Source organism: Burkholderia sp. Ed8, assembly GCF_040761425.1.
GTDB classification, from domain to species: domain Bacteria; phylum Pseudomonadota; class Gammaproteobacteria; order Burkholderiales; family Burkholderiaceae; genus Burkholderia; species Burkholderia seminalis.
In genome coordinates, this window is sequence record NZ_CP142888.1 from 93,481 (window position 1) to 110,959 (window position 17,479).

Below are 17,479 nucleotides of genomic sequence, written 5' to 3' on the forward strand. Positions count from 1 at the left end.
CATTGACTTTAATGAAACGAGACTGTTACATTAAAGTCGAGGAGTCCAAATATTAACTAGGGTGACATCGAGTGGTCGCCGGTCACATTTTTCTAGGAGTTCACATGGAGACATACCAAGGTCCGATTTTTGATGCCGACAGCCACCTCGTGGAGGTGGGTGACGCGTGGACCCGTTACCTGCCCAAGAAGTACCTGGCCGAATACGGTGTCACGCGCCGCACGGGCGCCGACGGCCAGTTCGCCCTGTACATGGGCGACCGCAAGATCGAGGTAGGAGCGGGCTACTACACCGAAGACGGCAAGGGCCCGCCGCCCGGTAGCCTGAAGGAGTTCCTGAAGGCGCTGAAGAACGGTCAGGACAACGTGGACCTGCGGGTGCCGGTGACGCCTGATCAGACCAATCGTGAAGAGCGGTTGAAGAAGTTGGATGAGTTCGGCGTCGAAAGCTGCATCCTCTTTGTTGGCGAACATGTCTCGACCATCGGCTATATCGCGGACGTGGCCGAGCAGAACGTTGATGCGGCGCACAACATCATCCACGCCTACAACGAATGGATGCGCGAAGAGTGGGGCTTCGTCAATGGTGGCCGCATGTTCGGCACGCCACTGCTTCACCTCTATGACATGGACAACGCCATAGCCGAGACGGAATGGGCGATCAAGTCCGGCGCCCGCATCGTGCTGATGCCGCTGGGTCCGGTCAACGGAAAGGCGCCTGGCGACCCGTGCTTCGATCCGATCTGGGCACGCTTGAATGAGGCTGGTGTGCGTGTGTCGTACCACATCTCTGAAGCAACCTTCATGCACCCGATGATGAAGGTGTGGGGCGAAGAGACCATGCAGTCTCGTCTTAAGCAAAGCGCCTGGACCTACACGAACGCGTATGGTCGTGTGCCCATCGTGCAGACGTTGTCGTCGCTGATCTTCTACAACTTCTTCGAGCGCTTCCCCAACATCAAGGTGATCAGTGCGGAGAATGGTGCCGAATGGGTGCCGCAGATGCTGATCGACATGGACAAGGCACGGGGCATGGCCAAGAACAGCCCGTGGCCTTGCGGGCAGTTGAAGAAGCGTCCGAGCCAGATTTTCCGCGAGAGCATTGCTGTGGTGGCGTATCCGGAAGATGACCTGAAGGAGTTGGTGCGGTTGACGGGGGCGAGTGACTGGTTGCTGATGGGGTCCGACTTCCCGCATGCCGAAGGTGTGCCGACGCCGCGCGATTTTGTGACCGAGGCATGTCAAGGGCTGACGACGGATCAGGTCGCGGACGTGATGTACCGCAACGGACGCCGCTTCCTGCCGGCCTGACGCCGAGTCACCATATGGCTGAAATCGATATTGAGCGGTCGGCCGCGTTACGCGAACCGGAACTGCAACTGTTCTCCGGTACCGTGCGCCGTTTCTTCAATGACCATGCGCCGCCTGAAGCGACGCGCCGCTGGCGCGAGCAAGGGATTGTCGATCGGGGGCTGTGGGACTTGGCCGCACGGGCGGGCCTTTCGGGTATTTCCATCTCCGAAGTCTATGGCGGCGGTGGCGGTGACTTCCGCCACGAGGCGCTGCTGATGGAAACGCAGATCGACTGTGGTGTGGAGGGCTTCGGCCTCATTCTGCACAACGCCGTAGTCGCGCCGTACATCCAGCAATACGCAGACGAGGCATCCAAGCAGCACTGGTTGCCACGCATGGTGAGCTGCGAGCTGATCGGTGCGATCGCGATGTCCGAGCCCGGCGCCGGTTCGGACCTGCAGGCCGTACGCACTACGGCACGTCGCGAAGGTGACCATTACATCATCAATGGGCAGAAGACTTTCGTCACCAATGGCCAACGGGCAAACCTGGTGATCGTGGTCTGCAAGACGGACAGTGGTGCCGGGGCGCACGGTATTTCGTTGATCGTCGTCGAGACCGACAATTGCCCTGGATTTGAGCGAGGTCGCAAGCTCGACAAGATCGGACTGCATTCGCAAGACACATCGGAGCTGTTCTTTAATGACGTGCGTGTTCCGGTGGCCAATCTTCTTGGCAACGTGGAAGGGCGGGGTTTCTCGCAGTTGATGTCCCAGCTGCCGAAGGAGCGGTTGATGGTGGGCGTCACCGGTGTGGCCAACATCCGCCGTGCGCTGCGTGAGACCCTGGAGTATGTGAAGACGCGTCGGGTGTTCGGGGGACGTGTCATCGATTTCCAGAACACCCAGTTCAAGCTGGCTGAGTGCAAGACCGAGGCCACGATTGCGCAGGTGTTCGTCGACAACTGTATCGAGCGGCTGCTGGCCGGCAGGTTGGATGCGGCGACCGCATCGATGGCCAAGTACTGGGTCAGCGATCTCGAATGCAAGATCGTCGACGCCTGCCTGCAATTCTTTGGCGGCTACGGTTACATGGAGGAATACCCGATCGCACGCATGTTCGTCGACACCCGGGTCGAACGCATCTATGCCGGGTCCAACGAAATCATGAAGGTCCTGATCGCCCGCACGCTGTAAGAGCTACGCGGCGACCCTTCATTCCGAACTACAAGGTCCATATTTTGCTCATGACTGAAGCTTTCATCTTCGATGCAGTCCGTACGCCGCGCGGCAAGGGCCGCAAGGACGGGGGCTTGCAGGAAACCAGTGCGCTGTCACTGGCAACGCAGGTCCTGCAGGCACTTCGTGAGCGCAACCAACTGCCCATCGACCGCGTTGAAGACGTGATCCTCGGCTGCGCCACACCAGTGGGTGAGCAAGGGGCCGACATCGCCCGGACGGCGGTACTGGCGGCCGGGATCGGCGAGAGCACGGCAGGCGTCCAGGTCAACCGCTTTTGCGCGTCGGGACTGGAAGCCTGCAACATCGCTGCCGCCAAGGTCATATCCGGTGAAGCCGAACTGGCCATCGGAGGAGGCGTGGAGTGCATGGGGCGTGTGACGATGGGGTCCGACGGGGGCGCGCTGGCAGTCGATCCCTCGGTGGCGTTCAAGTCATACATCGCAGGGCAGGGCATTGGTGCAGACCTGCTGGCCACGCTACATGGCTTCACGCGCCACGATGTCGATGCATACGCGCTGATGAGCCAGCAGCGGGCGACGAGGGCCTGGGACGAAGGGCGCTTTGCCAAGTCGATCGTTCCAGTGCGAGATGTGTTGGGTCTGACGGTGTTGGCACGCGACGAACACTTGCGTCCCGCGACAACATTGGAGACGCTGGGTGCTTTGAAGCCTGCGTTCACCAAGATGGGCGAAATGGCATTCGATGCCGTTGCGATCCAGCGTTATCCGCACGTCGAGCGCATTGAACATGTCCATCACGCGGGCAACAGCTCGGGCATTGTAGATGGCGCAGCAGGTGTTCTCATTGGTACACGCGAGGCGGCTACCGCCTTGGGACTCAAGCCGCGCGCACGCATCGTGGGCATGGCCTCCATCGGATCCGAGCCGTCTATCATGCTCACCGGCCCGGTGCTGGTGGCGACCAAGCTACTCAAACGACTGCGCATGAGTCCGGCCGACATCGACCTCTACGAGGTCAACGAAGCATTTGCATCTGTGGTGCTCAGAATGATGCAGGCGCTTGACATTCCCGCGGACCGGATGAACGTCAACGGGGGAGCAATTGCCATGGGCCATCCGCTGGGCGCCACCGGCGCGATGTTGCTGGGAACGGCGCTCGACGAACTGGAACGCAGCGGCGGTCGCACCGCGCTGGTGACGTTGTGCGTTGGAGGTGGCATGGGTACGGCCACCGTGATCGAAAGGGTCTGAACGATGTCTTCTCAATTCAACGAACTGCGCTTCAGTGTCGATGTCGATGGCGTTGCGATCGCGTTGCTCGATACCCCGAACCGCCCCGTGAACGCGCTCACCGAAGGGCTGCAGCGCGACTTACCACTGTTAGCCGCGCGGCTGCGCGACGACGCCTCAATCAAGGGCCTGGTGCTGGGATCGGCGAAAGACTCCGGATTTTGTGCCGGGGCCGATCTGGGTGAACTGGGGCGTACCACGCTGGCGATCGACGAGCGTTCGGACGATGCCACGCTACGGGCCGCCTTTGATCTGCTCGTCAGCCTTCACGCGAACCTTCGCCAGCTTGAGACATCAGGCAAGCCGGTGGTCGCTGCGCTGGAAGGCATCACAATCGGTGGTGGACTGGAGCTGGCGCTGGCGTGCCACCACCGGATCGCAGCCGATGGACCAAAGGTGCGGTTCAGCTTGCCCGAAACAGGACTTGGGTTGATCCCGGGGGGCGGTGGAACGCAGCGCCTGCCTCGCTTGGTCGGCATCGCCAAGGCGCTGCCTGTGATGCTAGAGGGCAAGCCGCTGGACGCAAAGGCGGCGCTGGCGCTCGGGATCGTGGACGCCTTGGTGCCGCCAGGACAGACCATTGCGGCCGCCAAGGCCTGGATTCTCGAAGGTCCCGGCGAAACCAAGTCGGTGCAGCCTTGGGACCGGCCGGATTACGTCATTCCTGGCGGCGGTCCGTACGACCCGCAGGTGGCGCAGCTGTTCATGGTCGGGAATGCAATGGTGCGCAAGGGAACCTACGGCAATTACCCTGCACAGCCGGCGTTGCTGAGCTGCGTGTTCGAAGGGTTGCAGGTGCCCATTGACAATGCGCTGCGCATTGAAACACGTCACTTCTTGAAGACCTTGGCCTCTTGGCAGTCCAAGGCTATGACGCGCACGTTGTTCGAGTCCATGCAGGCCTTGTCAAAAGGCGATGCGAGACCCGCAGGTGTGCCTGCCAGCGCAGTGCGCAAGGTGGCGGTGCTGGGTGCCGGCATGATGGGTGCCGGCATCGCGTACGTGCAGGCCCAGGCAGGCATCGCGACTGTGCTGATCGACCGGACGCAGGAGGCTGCAGATAAAGGTAAGGACTACAGTAGAACACTTCTGGAGAAGGCCATTGCCCGCGGTAAATCCACACCGGAGAAGGCGCAGGCACTGCTGTCACTGATTCATCCTACGACAGACTTTGAAGCGGTGCGCGGAAGCGATTTGGTGATCGAGGCCGTTTTCGAGGACCGGGAAGTCAAGGCCGATGCTACGCGTTGCGCCGAAGTGCTGTTGGGCGATGAGGCCGTGTTCGGCTCCAACACGTCCACCATGCCCATAACAAGCCTGGCACAGGCATCGTCGCGCCCGGCCAACTTCATCGGCGTGCACTTCTTCTCGCCCGTCGATCGCATGGGGCTGGTCGAGGTCATCATGGGCGAGAAGACCAGTGATGCAACGCTGGCCCGAACCATCGACTACATCGTCAAGATCCGCAAGACCCCCATCGTGGTGCGCGATCGGCGCAACTTCTATACCGGGCAGGTGTTCGGCACCTACATCGACGAGGGCGTCGCGATGCTGCTGGAAGGCATTGCACCAGCGATCATCGACAACATGGGCCGCGCCGCCGGCATGCCGCGCGGTCCGCTGGAGCTCTACGACGATGTGTCGTTGGATACGCCGCACCACGCGGCGGTGCAGGCCAAGAAGGATCTGGGCAACGCCTATCAGCCCCGCTTCAGCGATGCGGTGCTGGAGGCGATGGTGACGACTCACGGCCGTTTGGGCCGCAAGAATGGCCAAGGCTTCTATGACTATCCGGCGGACGGCGCCCCGAAGCGCCTGTGGCCCGGTCTGATTGCATTCGCCGAACCTACCGTCGTCGACGCGAGTGACTTCGCTCTGCAGGAAGAGCTGAAGCAACGTTTCCTCTTCGTGCAGTCGCTGGAAGTGGCGCGCTGCATTGAGGCCGGTGTGATCGAGGATCCGCGCGGTTGCGATGTGGGCGCCATTCTCGGCTGGGGCTTCCCGGCCTGGACGGGTGGACCGTTGGGTCTGATCGATGGCGTTGGCGTGGCCCGCTTCGTTGAGATCTGTGATGCGCTGGCGGCCAAGTGCGGCGCCCGATTTGAGCCACCACAGTTGTTGCGCACCATGGCTCGTGAAGGTCGCCGCTTCTATCCCCCTGCCGCCAAGAAGTCTACCGCTTCTGCAGTGGCTCACTGACCCCTCTCTTTTGCAAGGAAACATCATGAAGCCGTTCGTATTCAGCTGCGACTCCCATGTCAACGAACCCCGGACGCTGTGGCAAGACAAGTTGCCTGCATCGATGAAAGACAGGGCACTCGCACCCAAGAAGGACGAAAAGTACTTCAGCGTGGTCGGCAACGGCAAGACGCTGATGCGCATGCAGGTGGCCGACGGTGTGTCGGGCAACGAGAAAATCGGCCGGGCCGAGATTGCGCCGCGCAAGCTCGACATGGCCAAGGACGGCATCGATGCCGAGTTGATCTATCCGACTATCGGCCTGGTGATGAGCCGGCTGGGGGATCGGGAACTCGAAGCCGAGTCTTGCCGCATCTACAACGACTGGTGCTATTCGCACTTCAAAGACCACCTTGACACGTTCGTGCCGGCGGCGCTGTTGCCGGTGGGCGACATCAATGAGGCGGTGACTGAGCTGAAGCGCTCCATCGCCGCGGGGTACAACACATCGATGTTGCCGGCGTCGCTGCCGGAAGGCCTGACGCCGTACAATAGTCCGGAATGGGATGCGCTCTGGGAGGTGGCGGTGGCTGCAGACCATCCGATCGTCGTGCATGCCGGCACGGGCGCTGACACGGTGTCCGAACGCGGGCCGGGTGCCGCGCTGCTCAACTATATGTATGCCGCACGGGGTGCTTCCGACTGTGTCGCGAAGCTGGTGGCCGGTGGCGGCCTGGACCGCTTTCCGAAGCTCACGATCGTCACGGCTGAGGCCGGTGCCTCCTACCTGTTTCAGATATCCGAGCTCTTCGACGAGATCTATCCCGCACACCTGCACTACGTCCGGCCCAAGCTCAGCCGCAAGCCCAGTGAGATCATCAAGGCTCAAGTGAAGGCCGCGTTCACGCATGACCGTTCGGCCATCCGCATGCGCGCTGCGATTGGTCACGAGGCCTTGCTGTTCTCGTCCGACTACCCGCACCTGGAAGGATCCTTCCCATATACGCAGCGTGTGATCGAAGAGCAGTTCGAAGGATTGGACGTGCCGGACAACGAGCGTGCCGATATCCTGGGTCTGACTGCTGCCAAGCTGTTCAAGTTGCGCAATCCCGCTGTCAACCCGCACCTGTGCGGTTGACTGGACCGGTCCAGTCAACCGCACAGCGCTGTATCGCCGGCTGAGAGCCGGCGAGCTGATGAATCAGGAGAAATGATGACCTTACACGTCCAAGCCGTCCCAGAAGCGGGCGAGTCGCGCCGCTTCTTCGATCCCGAGATGGAGACCATTAGTCGGGAGGCTCTGGAAGCGCTCCAGTTCGAGCGACTCAGCAAGATTATCCGCGTCGCCTACGACAAGGGCGCGTTGATCCGTGCGAAATGGGATGAAGCCGGTGTGACGCCCGATGACATCCAGTCGCTGGATGACTTCCGTCGCAAGGTGCCGTTCATCAGCAAAGATGATCTTCGCGCGTGGACCGCCCGGACCGGCGATCCGTTCGGCGGTCTGCTCTGCGTGGAACGTTCGGCACTGCGTCAGATCACCGGTACTTCGGGCACCACAGGTGACCCGACACTGTTGGCGCACACCAGGATCACGCCCCCGACGGGTAGCTCCTTCTGGAATCGCTATTTCTGGGAATCGGGGCTGCGTCCAGGTGATACCGTGATCATCTGTATCCCGACCACGCGCGGACCTTCAGTGAAGATCGCAATGGAGTTTGGGTTGGTACCGTTGCTGGTGGACCATGATCCGCGTGAACTGTCTCGGCTGGTGGAACTTGCTCGCGTCTACAAGCCCAAGGCGATGCTCATCATGTCCACCCCGCTGGTGATCGGGCTGGAGAAGCTGGAGGCTGAGACGGATGTGGACCTCCGCGCGATCTTCGAGCCGATGAAGATGGTGGCTTTCGGCGGCGAGGCGCCGGGCGGCCGCGCGCTGATGCTGGCGCAGCGCTGGGGCATGAAGATCATCAACCTGCTCAACGCTGGCGACAGCAGCGTAGTGCTCGACTGCAGCGCGCAGGACGGTGCCCACCCCTGGGAAGACGAGTTGCTTATCGAGCACGTCGATCCGCAGACCTTCATGCAGGTAGAGGAGGGCGGAGTGGGTGAGCTTGTGGTGACTACGCTAGAGAACACCGTGGATCCGTTGGTGCGTTACCGCGCCGACGATCTGGTTCGCCTCACCCGTCAACCCTGCAAGTGCGGTCGCACCCACGCCCGCTTTAAGGTGCTGGGCCGCGCCGGCGATGAGGTGGTGGTTAATGAGCAATGCATCCTGCCTCGCGACGTGGGGCCGATGGTCGAGGCCTTCCCTGAAACGAAGGCAGGCCTGTACCAACTGGTCAAGCCGCAGCGGGTGATGCCCGAACTGTGGGTGCGTGTGGGTTACGACGGACAGCCTGATCTGGACGCGCTGCGTCAGCGCCTCGCCACTCACGTCAGTGAAATGTTAGGACTGCCAGCGAAAGTGGAGCTGGTGCCCAACGAGGAACTGCTGAAGCAAGGGCCGCCGCACAAAATCCCGCGGATCGTGAAGATCTGAATTTCGGAAGTGATGAATGCCATGAATACAATTGCTATTGAGCCCACTTCAGCATCGGCCGCCGACCGGCCCGCACCCGTGCATGAATTCTCGAAGATCGCTCACGATCTCGCGTTTGTGGCCTGCTTTCCGGCCAGGGGAATGCGCATGGCGTATCCGTTGAGCCATCGTGACGTCGAAGCTGACACCCGTTGGGCCTCTCAATTTCTGTCGTTTGTCGGTGTGGTGCCCGGCGACACGGTGGCCGTCTCGGTGGCGTGTTCAGAGTTGGGCCACTTCTGGCCCTACGAATGCGCAATTGAGCAACTCGACGCTTGTGTCGCAATGGCCGAGAACGTCAACTTCGATGCTCGGCGCACCGAGATGTTCCTGCGCCGATTCCAGGTGCGCGCAGCGTTCGGTGTGAGTGATGAGATTCTGAATGGTCTCGACATGGCGGGTCTGCCGCTGAAAGAAACCTTCGTTTCCACTCCACTGGTCTTTGCGCGTGACAGTGCGGCAGACCGCTTGAAGCAGGCCGGGCTCGACCCGTGGCGAATGGTCACGCTCGGGCCGCTGTTTGCCTTCGTATCGCCACAGGGAAAAGTGCACTACGACAGGGATGAATGGCTGTTGGAGTGCATCGAGGGCGAGGTGCATGTGACTGCCCGCCATCCGCGAGCCAAACCATTGTTCCGACTGCCGGTTGGGGTCAAGGCGCAGGCACCCGCGGACGGCCACGACTGGCGTTTTGCCTGATCACCTCCTGGAGAAAACGATGACCGACGCATTGCACAATTTCACCCTCGACAGCGTGCTGGAGGAACACGGCCGCTCCTACCCGGGCAAGACGGCCACGGTGTTCGGCGATACACGTCACACGTTTGACGAGTTGCGAGTGCGCGTGGACCGACTTGCCAACGCGTTGCAGAGCGTCGGCGTGGGCGCCGGTGACCGTGTGCTGTGGCTGGGCCAAAACGCACACCGGGTGTTGGAGTTGTTGCTGGCCTGTGCCCGCGTGGGCGCCCTCTTCTGTCCGGCGAACTGGCGCCAGACCGCCGAGGAACTGGCCTTCGTGCTGGAGGACCTGGAGCCCGAGGTAGTGGTCTGGCAGGACGAGGAGGTAGGTAGTGCGGTGCGTGCCGGACGTGAGCGAGCCGCAGGCCACAAGTCCTTGTGGCTGCAGCACGATGCGAGCGGTGCAGGCTCGTACGAGGCGTTCCTCGCCAGTGCGCCGGCGACACGACGCGAGGCGATCGGCGACCCGACACAGCCGTTGCTGATGCTGTACACCGCCGCGTTCGACGGCAGGCCTTGCGGTGCCATGCTGAGCCAGACAGCCATCCTGCTGCAATGCATGACCTTGGCGCGCACGCAGGGTGTCGGCAACGACACGGTGTTTTTGAATTCGGGGCCGCTCTTTCATCTGGGCACGATGATGAGCACGCTGTCCACGTTTGTATGTGGCGGGACCAATGTGTTTGTGCGCCGATCTGATGCCGCGACGATTGCGCAAGCCATTTCGAATGAGCATTGCACTGGCGGGTTCCTGGTTGGCTCGACGATGGAAGAGATCGTCGCACTCAACGCCGGCGGTACCTACGATCTGCGCTCTTTCCGGTCACGACCGTACTCGCCTGCTTGGGATGCGATGGTAACGCCCGACCCGTCTCAGGCATTGTTCTTCGGCTATGGCCAGACAGAGGCAATGGGGTTGGTAACCTTTTCGCATTACGCACCGGGCGGCATCGGTCGTTGCGGGCGGCCTTCGCCGTCGGTCCAGCTACGGGTGGTCGATGACACGGGCAACGATGTGCCTGCGGGTCAGACCGGCGAGATCGTCCTTCGCGGCCCGTTGGTCATGAACGGCTACTGGCGCCGTCCCGAGATCAATGCGCACCGCGAGCGCGATGGTTGGTACCACACCAACGACCTGGGCTGTCGCGAGGCCGATGGGACGTTGACCTTCGTGGGGCCGAAGGTCCACATGATCAAGTCGGGTGTGGAGAACATTTATCCGGCGGAAGTGGAAGGCTGCCTGCGCCAGCACCCGGCGGTGGCCGACTGCGGCGTCATCGGTGTGCCGCATGAGCGTTGGATCCAGACCGTCAAGGCGATCGTCGCGCTCAAGCCGGGGGCGACGGCAACCGAGGCGGAGTTGATCGAGTATTGCAAGGCACGCATTGCCTCGTACAAGAAGCCTTCTTCGGTGGCCTTTGTCGAGCGCATTCCCCGCGGGCCCACCGGCGATGTGGATCATTCTTCGCTTGATCGTGACTTCGGCGGCGGTAACTACCCCGGCGCCGGTACCAGAACCACCTGATCAGGGAAGGCGCCCGTGGAAACGAAGGTATTCAAGGGCCACGGCGGCATTTCGCTGGTGGCCGATGTGTGCGGGGATCCTGCCGAACCGGCGGTGGTTCTCCTGCACGGAGGCGGTCAGACCCGTCACTCCTGGCGCGAAGCCGCGCAGGCGCTTGCGCAGGCCGGCCGCTATGTGGTGTCGTTGGATCTGCGCGGCCACGGCGAGAGCGACTGGGCCGCCGATGGTGACTACAGTCTGGCGGCATTTGCGCTTGACTTGCGTGCGGTGCTCAGACAGTTGCCGGGGGCCGGCGTCACTTCAGATCCGGATGCGCTGCCTGCGCTCGTGGGTGCATCGCTGGGCGGCCTCACCTCACTGTTGGCGATCGGCGCGGCCGAAGTGCCTATCGCCCGGGCATTGGTGCTGGTCGATGTGACACCGCAGATGGATCCTGAGGGCATCGATCGCATCAAGGCATTCCTGCAGTCGGCGCCGCTAGGCTTTCCTGACCTGGAAGCCGCGGCCGATGCGGTCGCGCGCTACTTGCCACACCGGCCGCGACCGCGGGACACATCGGGCCTGGCGCGCAACCTACGACTGCGTGATGGTCGCTACTTCTGGCACTGGGACCCCGCCTTTCTTGATGCCGAAAAGCGGCTGAGCCCGCAGTATCAGCAAGAGCGTTTGGAAGCGGCGACGCGACGAGTGAAAATACCCACGCTGCAGGTGCGTGGCGCGTTGAGTGAAGTGGTCAATGACGAGGCGGTGAAGCGCTTCCAGTCGCTAATGCCCCATGCCGACGTGTTGGAAGTGGCCGGTGCCGCCCACATGGTGCCGGGCGATCAGAACGATCTGTTCAACGCTGCGGTGGTCAGCTTCCTGGAGCGCGTCGCTCGACGCCCAGCCCAACGCGCGGTGGAGACCGGCTTTGATACCCGCACGCTGCGCAACGCGTTGGGCTGCTTCACCACGGGGGTCACCGTTATCACCACGCTCGCGGCGAATGGCACCCCGTTGGGATTCACCGCCAACTCCTTCAGCTCGGTGTCGCTCGACCCGCCGCTAGTGTTGTTCTGCCTGGACAGTCGATCGTCGTCCCTGGCCGCGCTGGAAGCATCCGGGGTGTTCGTGGTGAACATCCTGCACATCGGCCAGCAGGACGTATCGAACCGCTTCGCCAAGCGGGGTGAAGATCGATTTGCGCAGACGCCCTGCGAAGTATGGGAAACCGGTGTGCCCGTGATCAAGGAATCGATGGCCAACCTTGAGTGCCGCACGTTGCAAGTGCTGGACGGCGGCGACCACCGAATCTTCTTGGGCCAAGTGCTGCGCGTGCGTGCCGATCCGTCGCGCGATCCGCTGCTGTACCTGCAGGGCCAGTATCGCCGTGTCCACGTACCGCGCTGATGCCGCTGTGCGTGGCGATGAATCGGACTCTCCCATGAAGCGGTACAAGGTCATTCAGTACGGCACGGGAAACACCGGCCGCTTTGCACTGCGGCGCATCCTTGAACATCCGCAGCTTGAACTGGTGGGTGTGTGCGTGCACAGTGAAGCCAAGGAGGGGCGCGATGCCGGCGAACTGTGCCGCCGCGCACCCTGCGGTGTACTTGCCACGCGAGACATGGAGGCGCTGCTGCAGATGCCCGCCGACTGTGTGAGCTTCATGGCGGCCGACCCGCTGGCCGATGACATCGAGATGGCCGGTTCACAAAGCGCGAAGCTGTTCGAACAGATCTGTCGATTCCTGGCCGCGGGGAAGAATGTCGTGGCCACCGCGCCCAATGCACTGGTACATCCGCCGCTGTTGCCTGCGGTCGTGCTGGCTCGGCTCGAGGACGCATGCCGGCAGGGCAACAGCAGTTTTCATTATGCCGCGGTGTCTCCAGGTTTCATGCCCGACAAGCTGGTGGTCACGCTTACTGCATTGTCAACCCGCATCGACCGCATCGTGTTCCGCGAGGTTGCGAACTATGCCAACTACAACAGCCCTGAAACCTTGTTCGGCCTGCTCGGCTTCGGGTTGCCGGCCGCAGAGTACCCGGCCGCCGCCATAGCTGACGCGTTCCGCCGCTCGCTGGGCGGGGCGGTGCAGATGATCGCCCAAGCACTGGCGTTGCCGCTCGATGCCATCACCGGCCGGGTTGATTACCTGGCAACGAAGAAGGCCTTCGACATTCCCGCAGGGCACATTAGTGCCGGTACCGTGGCGGCCATGCGGGTCGCAGCGGTCGGGGTTGTTGCGGGCGAAGAGCGCATCGTGGCCGAACACCTCACGCGCATTGCCGATGACATGGCCCCCGACTGGCCGCGCGCTCCGACGGCACATGGTGAGGGCTATCGTATCGAAATCCACGGTGCGCCTTCGATGGCTGTGGACCTGGAGCTTGGTGCGTTTGGCCGCAACACCGGCCTGGACGCCGGTTTTGCCGTGGGTGGGCATGTGGCCAACGCCATTCCAGTCATCTGCGAAGCGCCGTGCGGTGTACGCAGCTTTCTGGATCTGCCACCAATCACGGGCGCCTTTGCGATGTCAGGTAGAGCGTCGTAGCGCGGCTGCGCTGACGTCCTGTAGCGCTTGCAACCTCATCCCACCGGGATGGGGTTGCAGTCTTTCCCGAGCGCTGCTCAGCGTCGGATCCACTTTGAATAGAAGTGCGGCATGTCGAGCTGCCCCATGATCCCGGGTTTGGCTGCACACACCGCGCTAATGGCATTGATGGGGTGCAGCGCGGTGGCCGCGCAGCCGGCGTACAGCCCGATATTCATTTCGGTGTGAAAGCCGGGGTCACCGTTGACGGTGACCTGGTAACCGGCCTCCGTGCCCTGTAGCGGCTGCTCGAAGTCCGGCCCAGCGTCCTTGTGTGTGCGCTCGATCTTGCGATAGACGATCAGTGGTTCGTCCTTGTAATAGCCAGTCATCGTCCAGCGCACGGCTGCGATGGTGTTGGCTTTGCCTTTGCCCCAAGCCGCGTCGTAGTCGAATGGCAGTGAACGTGTCTCATAGGTCTGTTCGATTCGGTCGAGTTCGACGCCGAGGTAGTCGCCGATGCCCCACAAGGTGCTTTCATGCCAGCCGCGGCCGACGTCGTCATGGAACATCTCCACACGAGCGTCGAGCGGTTGGTTGAATCCCCACTGTGCCAGGCTGCTGAAGCTGCCGTAGCCGTTCAGGTTGCAGATCTCGGCGACATGGACGCTGTCGATGCGGCCGGCACACGACAGAAGGCTGAACAGGTGACTGATGCTCATGTAGCCTGGGTCGGTGCCGCTGCAGAAGATGGAGCTGCGTCCCTTTTCACAAGCATCCGCGATCGGCGTCACGAACTGGGGTCGTCCCCGGGTGGGGACCACCAGGTCCATCATCGAGGGACCAACCACGTTGGTGCCTGCTTCCAGGAACGGGATCACTTCGGCAACGCATTCGCCCTCCCGGTGTGCGTAGTTGCTCTGGTAGACGAGGCAGTCGGCCTTCAGCGCCAGCAGCGCGGCCACGTTGTTAGTGGCGATGATGCCGGTCGTGCCGAGGCCAGCAATGTCGCCCGCATCACGGCCGACCTTGTCGGGAGACCACGCATGCAGCCCGACCAGCTCGTATTCAGGATGGCCGATAAGACTGCGAAGGCCAGGCATGCCAATCGGTCCGGTGCCCCAGACGATCACGCGCTTCTTGCTCATGTTGATTCCTTTCAAGAGGAGTTCTAAGAGGAGTTCTGCCGCGAGGGCGGTTAGGTCGATGCGATCAGCGCGAAGCGCGGCAGTGCCACGCCGTCTGACAAGTCCTGCCAAGTGACCGAGACCCGTGAGCCGATGGTCACGTCTTCCAATGGTGCGCCCACGATCGCCGACACCAGGCGAACACCGGGTGCGCCGTCCACTTCAACCACCGCGGGCACATAGGGTACATGCGCGGCGGCTTCAGGGAAGGGTGGGTTGGTAATGATGGTGAATGAATAGATCGTGCCGGTACCGGGCACGGTCACCCATTCCATTTCCTGAGACTGACAGGTTGGGCAGTATGCAGAGGGGGGCATGCGAAACCGGCCACAGGCGCCACAACGCGGAATCTGCAAGCGATGTTCGCCTGCGGCGCGCCAAAACGGCTCGGTCCACCGATCTGTTTCAAGGTGAAAGTGGATAGTCGGCGGTACGAGCGAGAGTGTCTTAGGAGATGTCATGGCATCAGGCCTTGAGAATGAGACCGCTGACGGGAAGCGAGGCGGGGCCACCGGTGACCAAGGCCACTTCGGCATCCTTCACTTGGTTGGCCGCCATACCGCGCAGTTGCTCCACGGCTTCGCGCAGGTTGGTCGAACCGACGATATAGCTATTCGACATCTGGCCGCCGTGCGGGTTGACCGGCAGCTTGCCTCCCATGCGGATCGAACCGTCTTCCACGAATCGGCCGCTTTCGCCGATGGGGCAGAAGCCGTAGTCTTCGAGTTGCATCAGGACTAGGAAGCTGAAGTTGTCGTAGATCAGCGCGACGTCGATGTCCTGCGGTCCGACGCCCGCTTCGTTGTAAAGGCGCTGAACGATGGAGCGATGACCGGAGGATGCATAAATCTCGTCGGGCATCTGCATCGAGCCGATCGCGCGCCCCCAATTGCCAGCGCCACCATGTGCGCAACCCGAGACATATACGGGCTTTTGCTTCAGGTCACGCGCACGCTCCGCGGAAGTGAGCACGACGGCAACTGCGCCATCGGTCTCCAGACAGAAGTCGAACAGGCACAACGGGTCGGCGATCATCCGGGAGTTGAAGTAGTCGTCCATCGACATGGGCTTCTTCATGATCGACAGAGGGTGCGTCAGCGCATTCGCACGGAACGACATCGCCACCTCGGCGAAGTGCTCTCGCTTCGTGCCGTACAGGTGCATGTGCCGGCGCGCCAGCATCGAATACAAGTGCCCAGGACCGGCCAGACCCGTGGACGAATAGAACGCGGTGTCCGGAGTGGGCGCCATGGCGGCCATGATCTGCCCATAGCGTTGCTGTATCTGCTGGATGGCCCCCACGCAGACGACGACATCAGCCATGCCGCAGACGATGGCTGTCGCGCCGAGGCCCACATGGCCAGCAGAGCCACCACCGCCGCCGGTCAGCGTGGCGGTGTAGCGTACTTCGGGAATGCCCATGGTCTCGGCGAGCGCATCGGTCGAGGCGTAGTGGCCGCCCATGTAGTAGGCCAGGCCATCCACGTCGCGGATGGTGAGGCCGGCGTCATCCAGCGCGTTGAGCACGGCTTCGCCGACCAGTTCTTGCATGGAGCGTGGCGCTGACTGGCCGCGCTTGTAGTAGGGCGTACTGCCCAAGCCGACGATGGCTGTCTTGTCACGAATGGACATGAGGTCCTTTTCCTTTGAAGAGTGGCATGGGGCGCGACTTTAATGAAACAGATTCGTATATATAAAGTGTCGGCGCATCCCTGACAACGGGGTTTGCACCTAGAGAGCTTCGATCCCGAGACGTATCTCGCCTACGTGCTCGAGCGCATCGCCGACTATCCGGCTAACCGCGTCGACGAAATGCTCCCGTGGAACGTCGCATCATCGCTGCCGCCTACTGCTCGCGTCGAGGCCGTCCGATAGCGTCGCAGAGCTCCCAACCCGCACTACGGTACTGCTCGGGGGCTTACGCTGCACCAGCGGTTTTTCAGTAACTCGGATGGATAGGATTCGGCCATCAAGCGCCGTTGGCCTCCGGCAGCAACTGGACGTGTGGGCGACCGATGTGTGCTTTCAAAGCACCTCCGAGCGCGGTTCTGTACTGAGACCATTCACAACGAAAGTGCTGATATCGGCAGCTTGAGCTGCAGTGGTAACAAGTGCAAGGGCGGACGGAATCAGAATCCGGATGTTCGTGTATCACATCCTGTCTGCGGTCGACACGCTGGCCCGCATGTTGGTTTCGATCTAGGGAAACACTGTAAGCGGTAGATTTAGCACACCGAATGGAGAATCATTTGCAACTGACGGTCGAGCAGAGCCGCATCGCGATGGTCAGGGTCGACCGGCGATGTCCGCGTCTGGGTCTCGGTAGTGCGCGCCCTCGCGACGATCGAGGCGCGTTCGCTGCGTCAGCCCACGCTCGCCTCAGATTGCTGTTTCGCGTAGTTGAACGGCAGCAGGTCGCTGATGTCAGCGTCCGGAGCACGTTGCGGCAATTCGGCCAGCACGTGCAGCAGCCAGGCGTGTGGCTCGACGCCGCAGGCGCGGCATGTCAGCATCAAGCTGTAGACCACCGCGCTGGCCTTCGCGCCGGCGACCGTGTCGCTGAACAACCACGATTTCCTCGCAGTAGCAAACGGCCTGATGTCCCGCTCGATGACGTTGTTATGTGTGCCTTGCAAAGGCACGTCAGACTTGTCGGTGCAAATCCGACCCGGCTAACTCTCGCTCCAGCCGGAAGCACAAGGAGCGGTCCAGGAGGCAACGAATGGGCTGAAGCACTTCTTGAAACGGCCTCGAAGGAGGTCAGCGAGCTCTGCGGGCCGCAACGTGAGTGAACACTGAGCAGGCCTCGAAAGGTCGTTGTGGAAGCCGACTCGCCATAATAACGAGGAAGGCCGACGTCGTTGGAGAAGCGAGCGAGATCCGCATCCAACGGTTCCACCGGGGTAGTGGTGGCAGCACGCAGAGCAGTGGTCGAACGTGCAACAAGGGAAGTCCGCGCGGGTGCCGGGATG

At 61.9% G+C, this 17,479-nt stretch carries 14 protein-coding genes and 2 pseudogenes; 11 read left to right on the forward strand and 5 right to left on the reverse strand.

Annotation, left to right across the window (positions count from 1 at the left end):
• Positions 1-104: 104 nt before the first annotated feature.
• The 10 genes from VXM69_RS33340 to VXM69_RS33385 all read left to right on the forward strand — a co-directional run bounded on the left by VXM69_RS33340 (position 105) and on the right by VXM69_RS33385 (position 13,341).
• Complete coding sequence (locus VXM69_RS33340) at positions 105-1,310, forward strand: amidohydrolase family protein (protein WP_175907645.1); 1,206 nt, start codon at positions 105-107, stop codon at positions 1,308-1,310.
• Between the two features lie 14 nt (positions 1,311-1,324).
• A complete protein-coding gene (locus tag VXM69_RS33345) occupies positions 1,325-2,488 on the forward strand; it encodes an acyl-CoA dehydrogenase family protein (RefSeq protein ID WP_175907647.1) in 1,164 nt (387 codons plus the stop codon).
• Between the two features lie 50 nt (positions 2,489-2,538).
• The gene (locus VXM69_RS33350; RefSeq protein WP_175907649.1) at positions 2,539-3,744 is read left to right on the forward strand and encodes an acetyl-CoA C-acetyltransferase; all 1,206 of its coding nucleotides are present in this window, start codon (positions 2,539-2,541) and stop codon (positions 3,742-3,744) included.
• 3 nt (positions 3,745-3,747) lie between these two features.
• Positions 3,748-5,982, forward strand: coding sequence for a 3-hydroxyacyl-CoA dehydrogenase NAD-binding domain-containing protein (locus VXM69_RS33355; RefSeq protein ID WP_175907651.1), 2,235 nt, complete (start codon positions 3,748-3,750; stop codon positions 5,980-5,982).
• A 25-nt stretch (positions 5,983-6,007) separates the two neighbouring features.
• Positions 6,008-7,099 carry an amidohydrolase family protein gene (locus tag VXM69_RS33360; protein ID WP_175907653.1) on the forward strand — a complete coding sequence of 364 codons (1,092 nt, stop codon included), beginning with the start codon at positions 6,008-6,010 and terminating at the stop codon, positions 7,097-7,099.
• A gap of 72 nt (positions 7,100-7,171) precedes the next feature.
• Positions 7,172-8,506: a phenylacetate--CoA ligase family protein gene (locus tag VXM69_RS33365; protein WP_367190420.1), complete on the forward strand. Its 1,335-nt coding sequence runs from the start codon at positions 7,172-7,174 to the stop codon at positions 8,504-8,506.
• A 21-nt stretch (positions 8,507-8,527) separates the two neighbouring features.
• On the forward strand, positions 8,528-9,244 hold the full coding sequence (locus tag VXM69_RS33370; RefSeq protein ID WP_175907656.1) for a hypothetical protein: 717 nt from the start codon (positions 8,528-8,530) through the stop codon (positions 9,242-9,244).
• Positions 9,245-9,263: 19 nt separating this feature from the next.
• Positions 9,264-10,808 carry an AMP-binding protein gene (locus VXM69_RS33375; protein ID WP_175907658.1) on the forward strand — a complete coding sequence of 515 codons (1,545 nt, stop codon included), beginning with the start codon at positions 9,264-9,266 and terminating at the stop codon, positions 10,806-10,808.
• Between the two features lie 15 nt (positions 10,809-10,823).
• Positions 10,824-12,197 carry an alpha/beta fold hydrolase gene (locus tag VXM69_RS33380; RefSeq protein ID WP_208458616.1) on the forward strand — a complete coding sequence of 458 codons (1,374 nt, stop codon included), beginning with the start codon at positions 10,824-10,826 and terminating at the stop codon, positions 12,195-12,197.
• A 34-nt stretch (positions 12,198-12,231) separates the two neighbouring features.
• Positions 12,232-13,341, forward strand: a complete 1,110-nt coding sequence (locus tag VXM69_RS33385; RefSeq protein WP_175907661.1) for a hypothetical protein — start codon at positions 12,232-12,234, stop codon at positions 13,339-13,341.
• A gap of 77 nt (positions 13,342-13,418) precedes the next feature.
• On the opposite strand, the gene VXM69_RS33390 is transcribed toward VXM69_RS33385, so the two are convergent.
• The 4 genes and pseudogenes from VXM69_RS33390 to VXM69_RS33405 all read right to left on the reverse strand — a co-directional run bounded on the left by VXM69_RS33390 (position 13,419) and on the right by VXM69_RS33405 (position 16,139).
• A complete protein-coding gene (locus VXM69_RS33390) occupies positions 13,419-14,468 on the reverse strand; it encodes a hypothetical protein (RefSeq protein WP_175907663.1) in 1,050 nt (349 codons plus the stop codon).
• 50 nt (positions 14,469-14,518) lie between these two features.
• Entirely contained in the window at positions 14,519-14,782 is a 264-nt protein-coding gene (locus tag VXM69_RS33395; protein WP_244135772.1) for an OB-fold domain-containing protein, read from the reverse strand.
• A 45-nt stretch (positions 14,783-14,827) separates the two neighbouring features.
• A pseudogene (locus VXM69_RS33400) lies at positions 14,828-15,043 on the reverse strand (hypothetical protein); the annotation flags it as partial.
• Positions 14,973-16,139 (reverse strand): thiolase, encoded by a 1,167-nt coding sequence (locus tag VXM69_RS33405; protein WP_175907666.1) that lies wholly within the window; start codon positions 16,137-16,139, stop codon positions 14,973-14,975. The pseudogene VXM69_RS33400 and the gene VXM69_RS33405, both read right to left, overlap by 71 nt.
• Positions 16,140-16,232: 93 nt before the next feature.
• Here VXM69_RS33405 and VXM69_RS33410 point away from each other — a divergent pair, with 93 nt between their 5' ends.
• Positions 16,233-16,382: a transposase domain-containing protein gene (locus tag VXM69_RS33410; RefSeq protein WP_367190421.1), complete on the forward strand. Its 150-nt coding sequence runs from the start codon at positions 16,233-16,235 to the stop codon at positions 16,380-16,382.
• Between the two features lie 488 nt (positions 16,383-16,870).
• Here the strand turns inward: VXM69_RS33410 and VXM69_RS33415 are convergent.
• Positions 16,871-17,128 (reverse strand): annotated as a pseudogene (locus VXM69_RS33415) (transposase domain-containing protein); the annotation flags it as partial.
• Between the last annotated feature and the right edge of the window lie 351 nt (positions 17,129-17,479).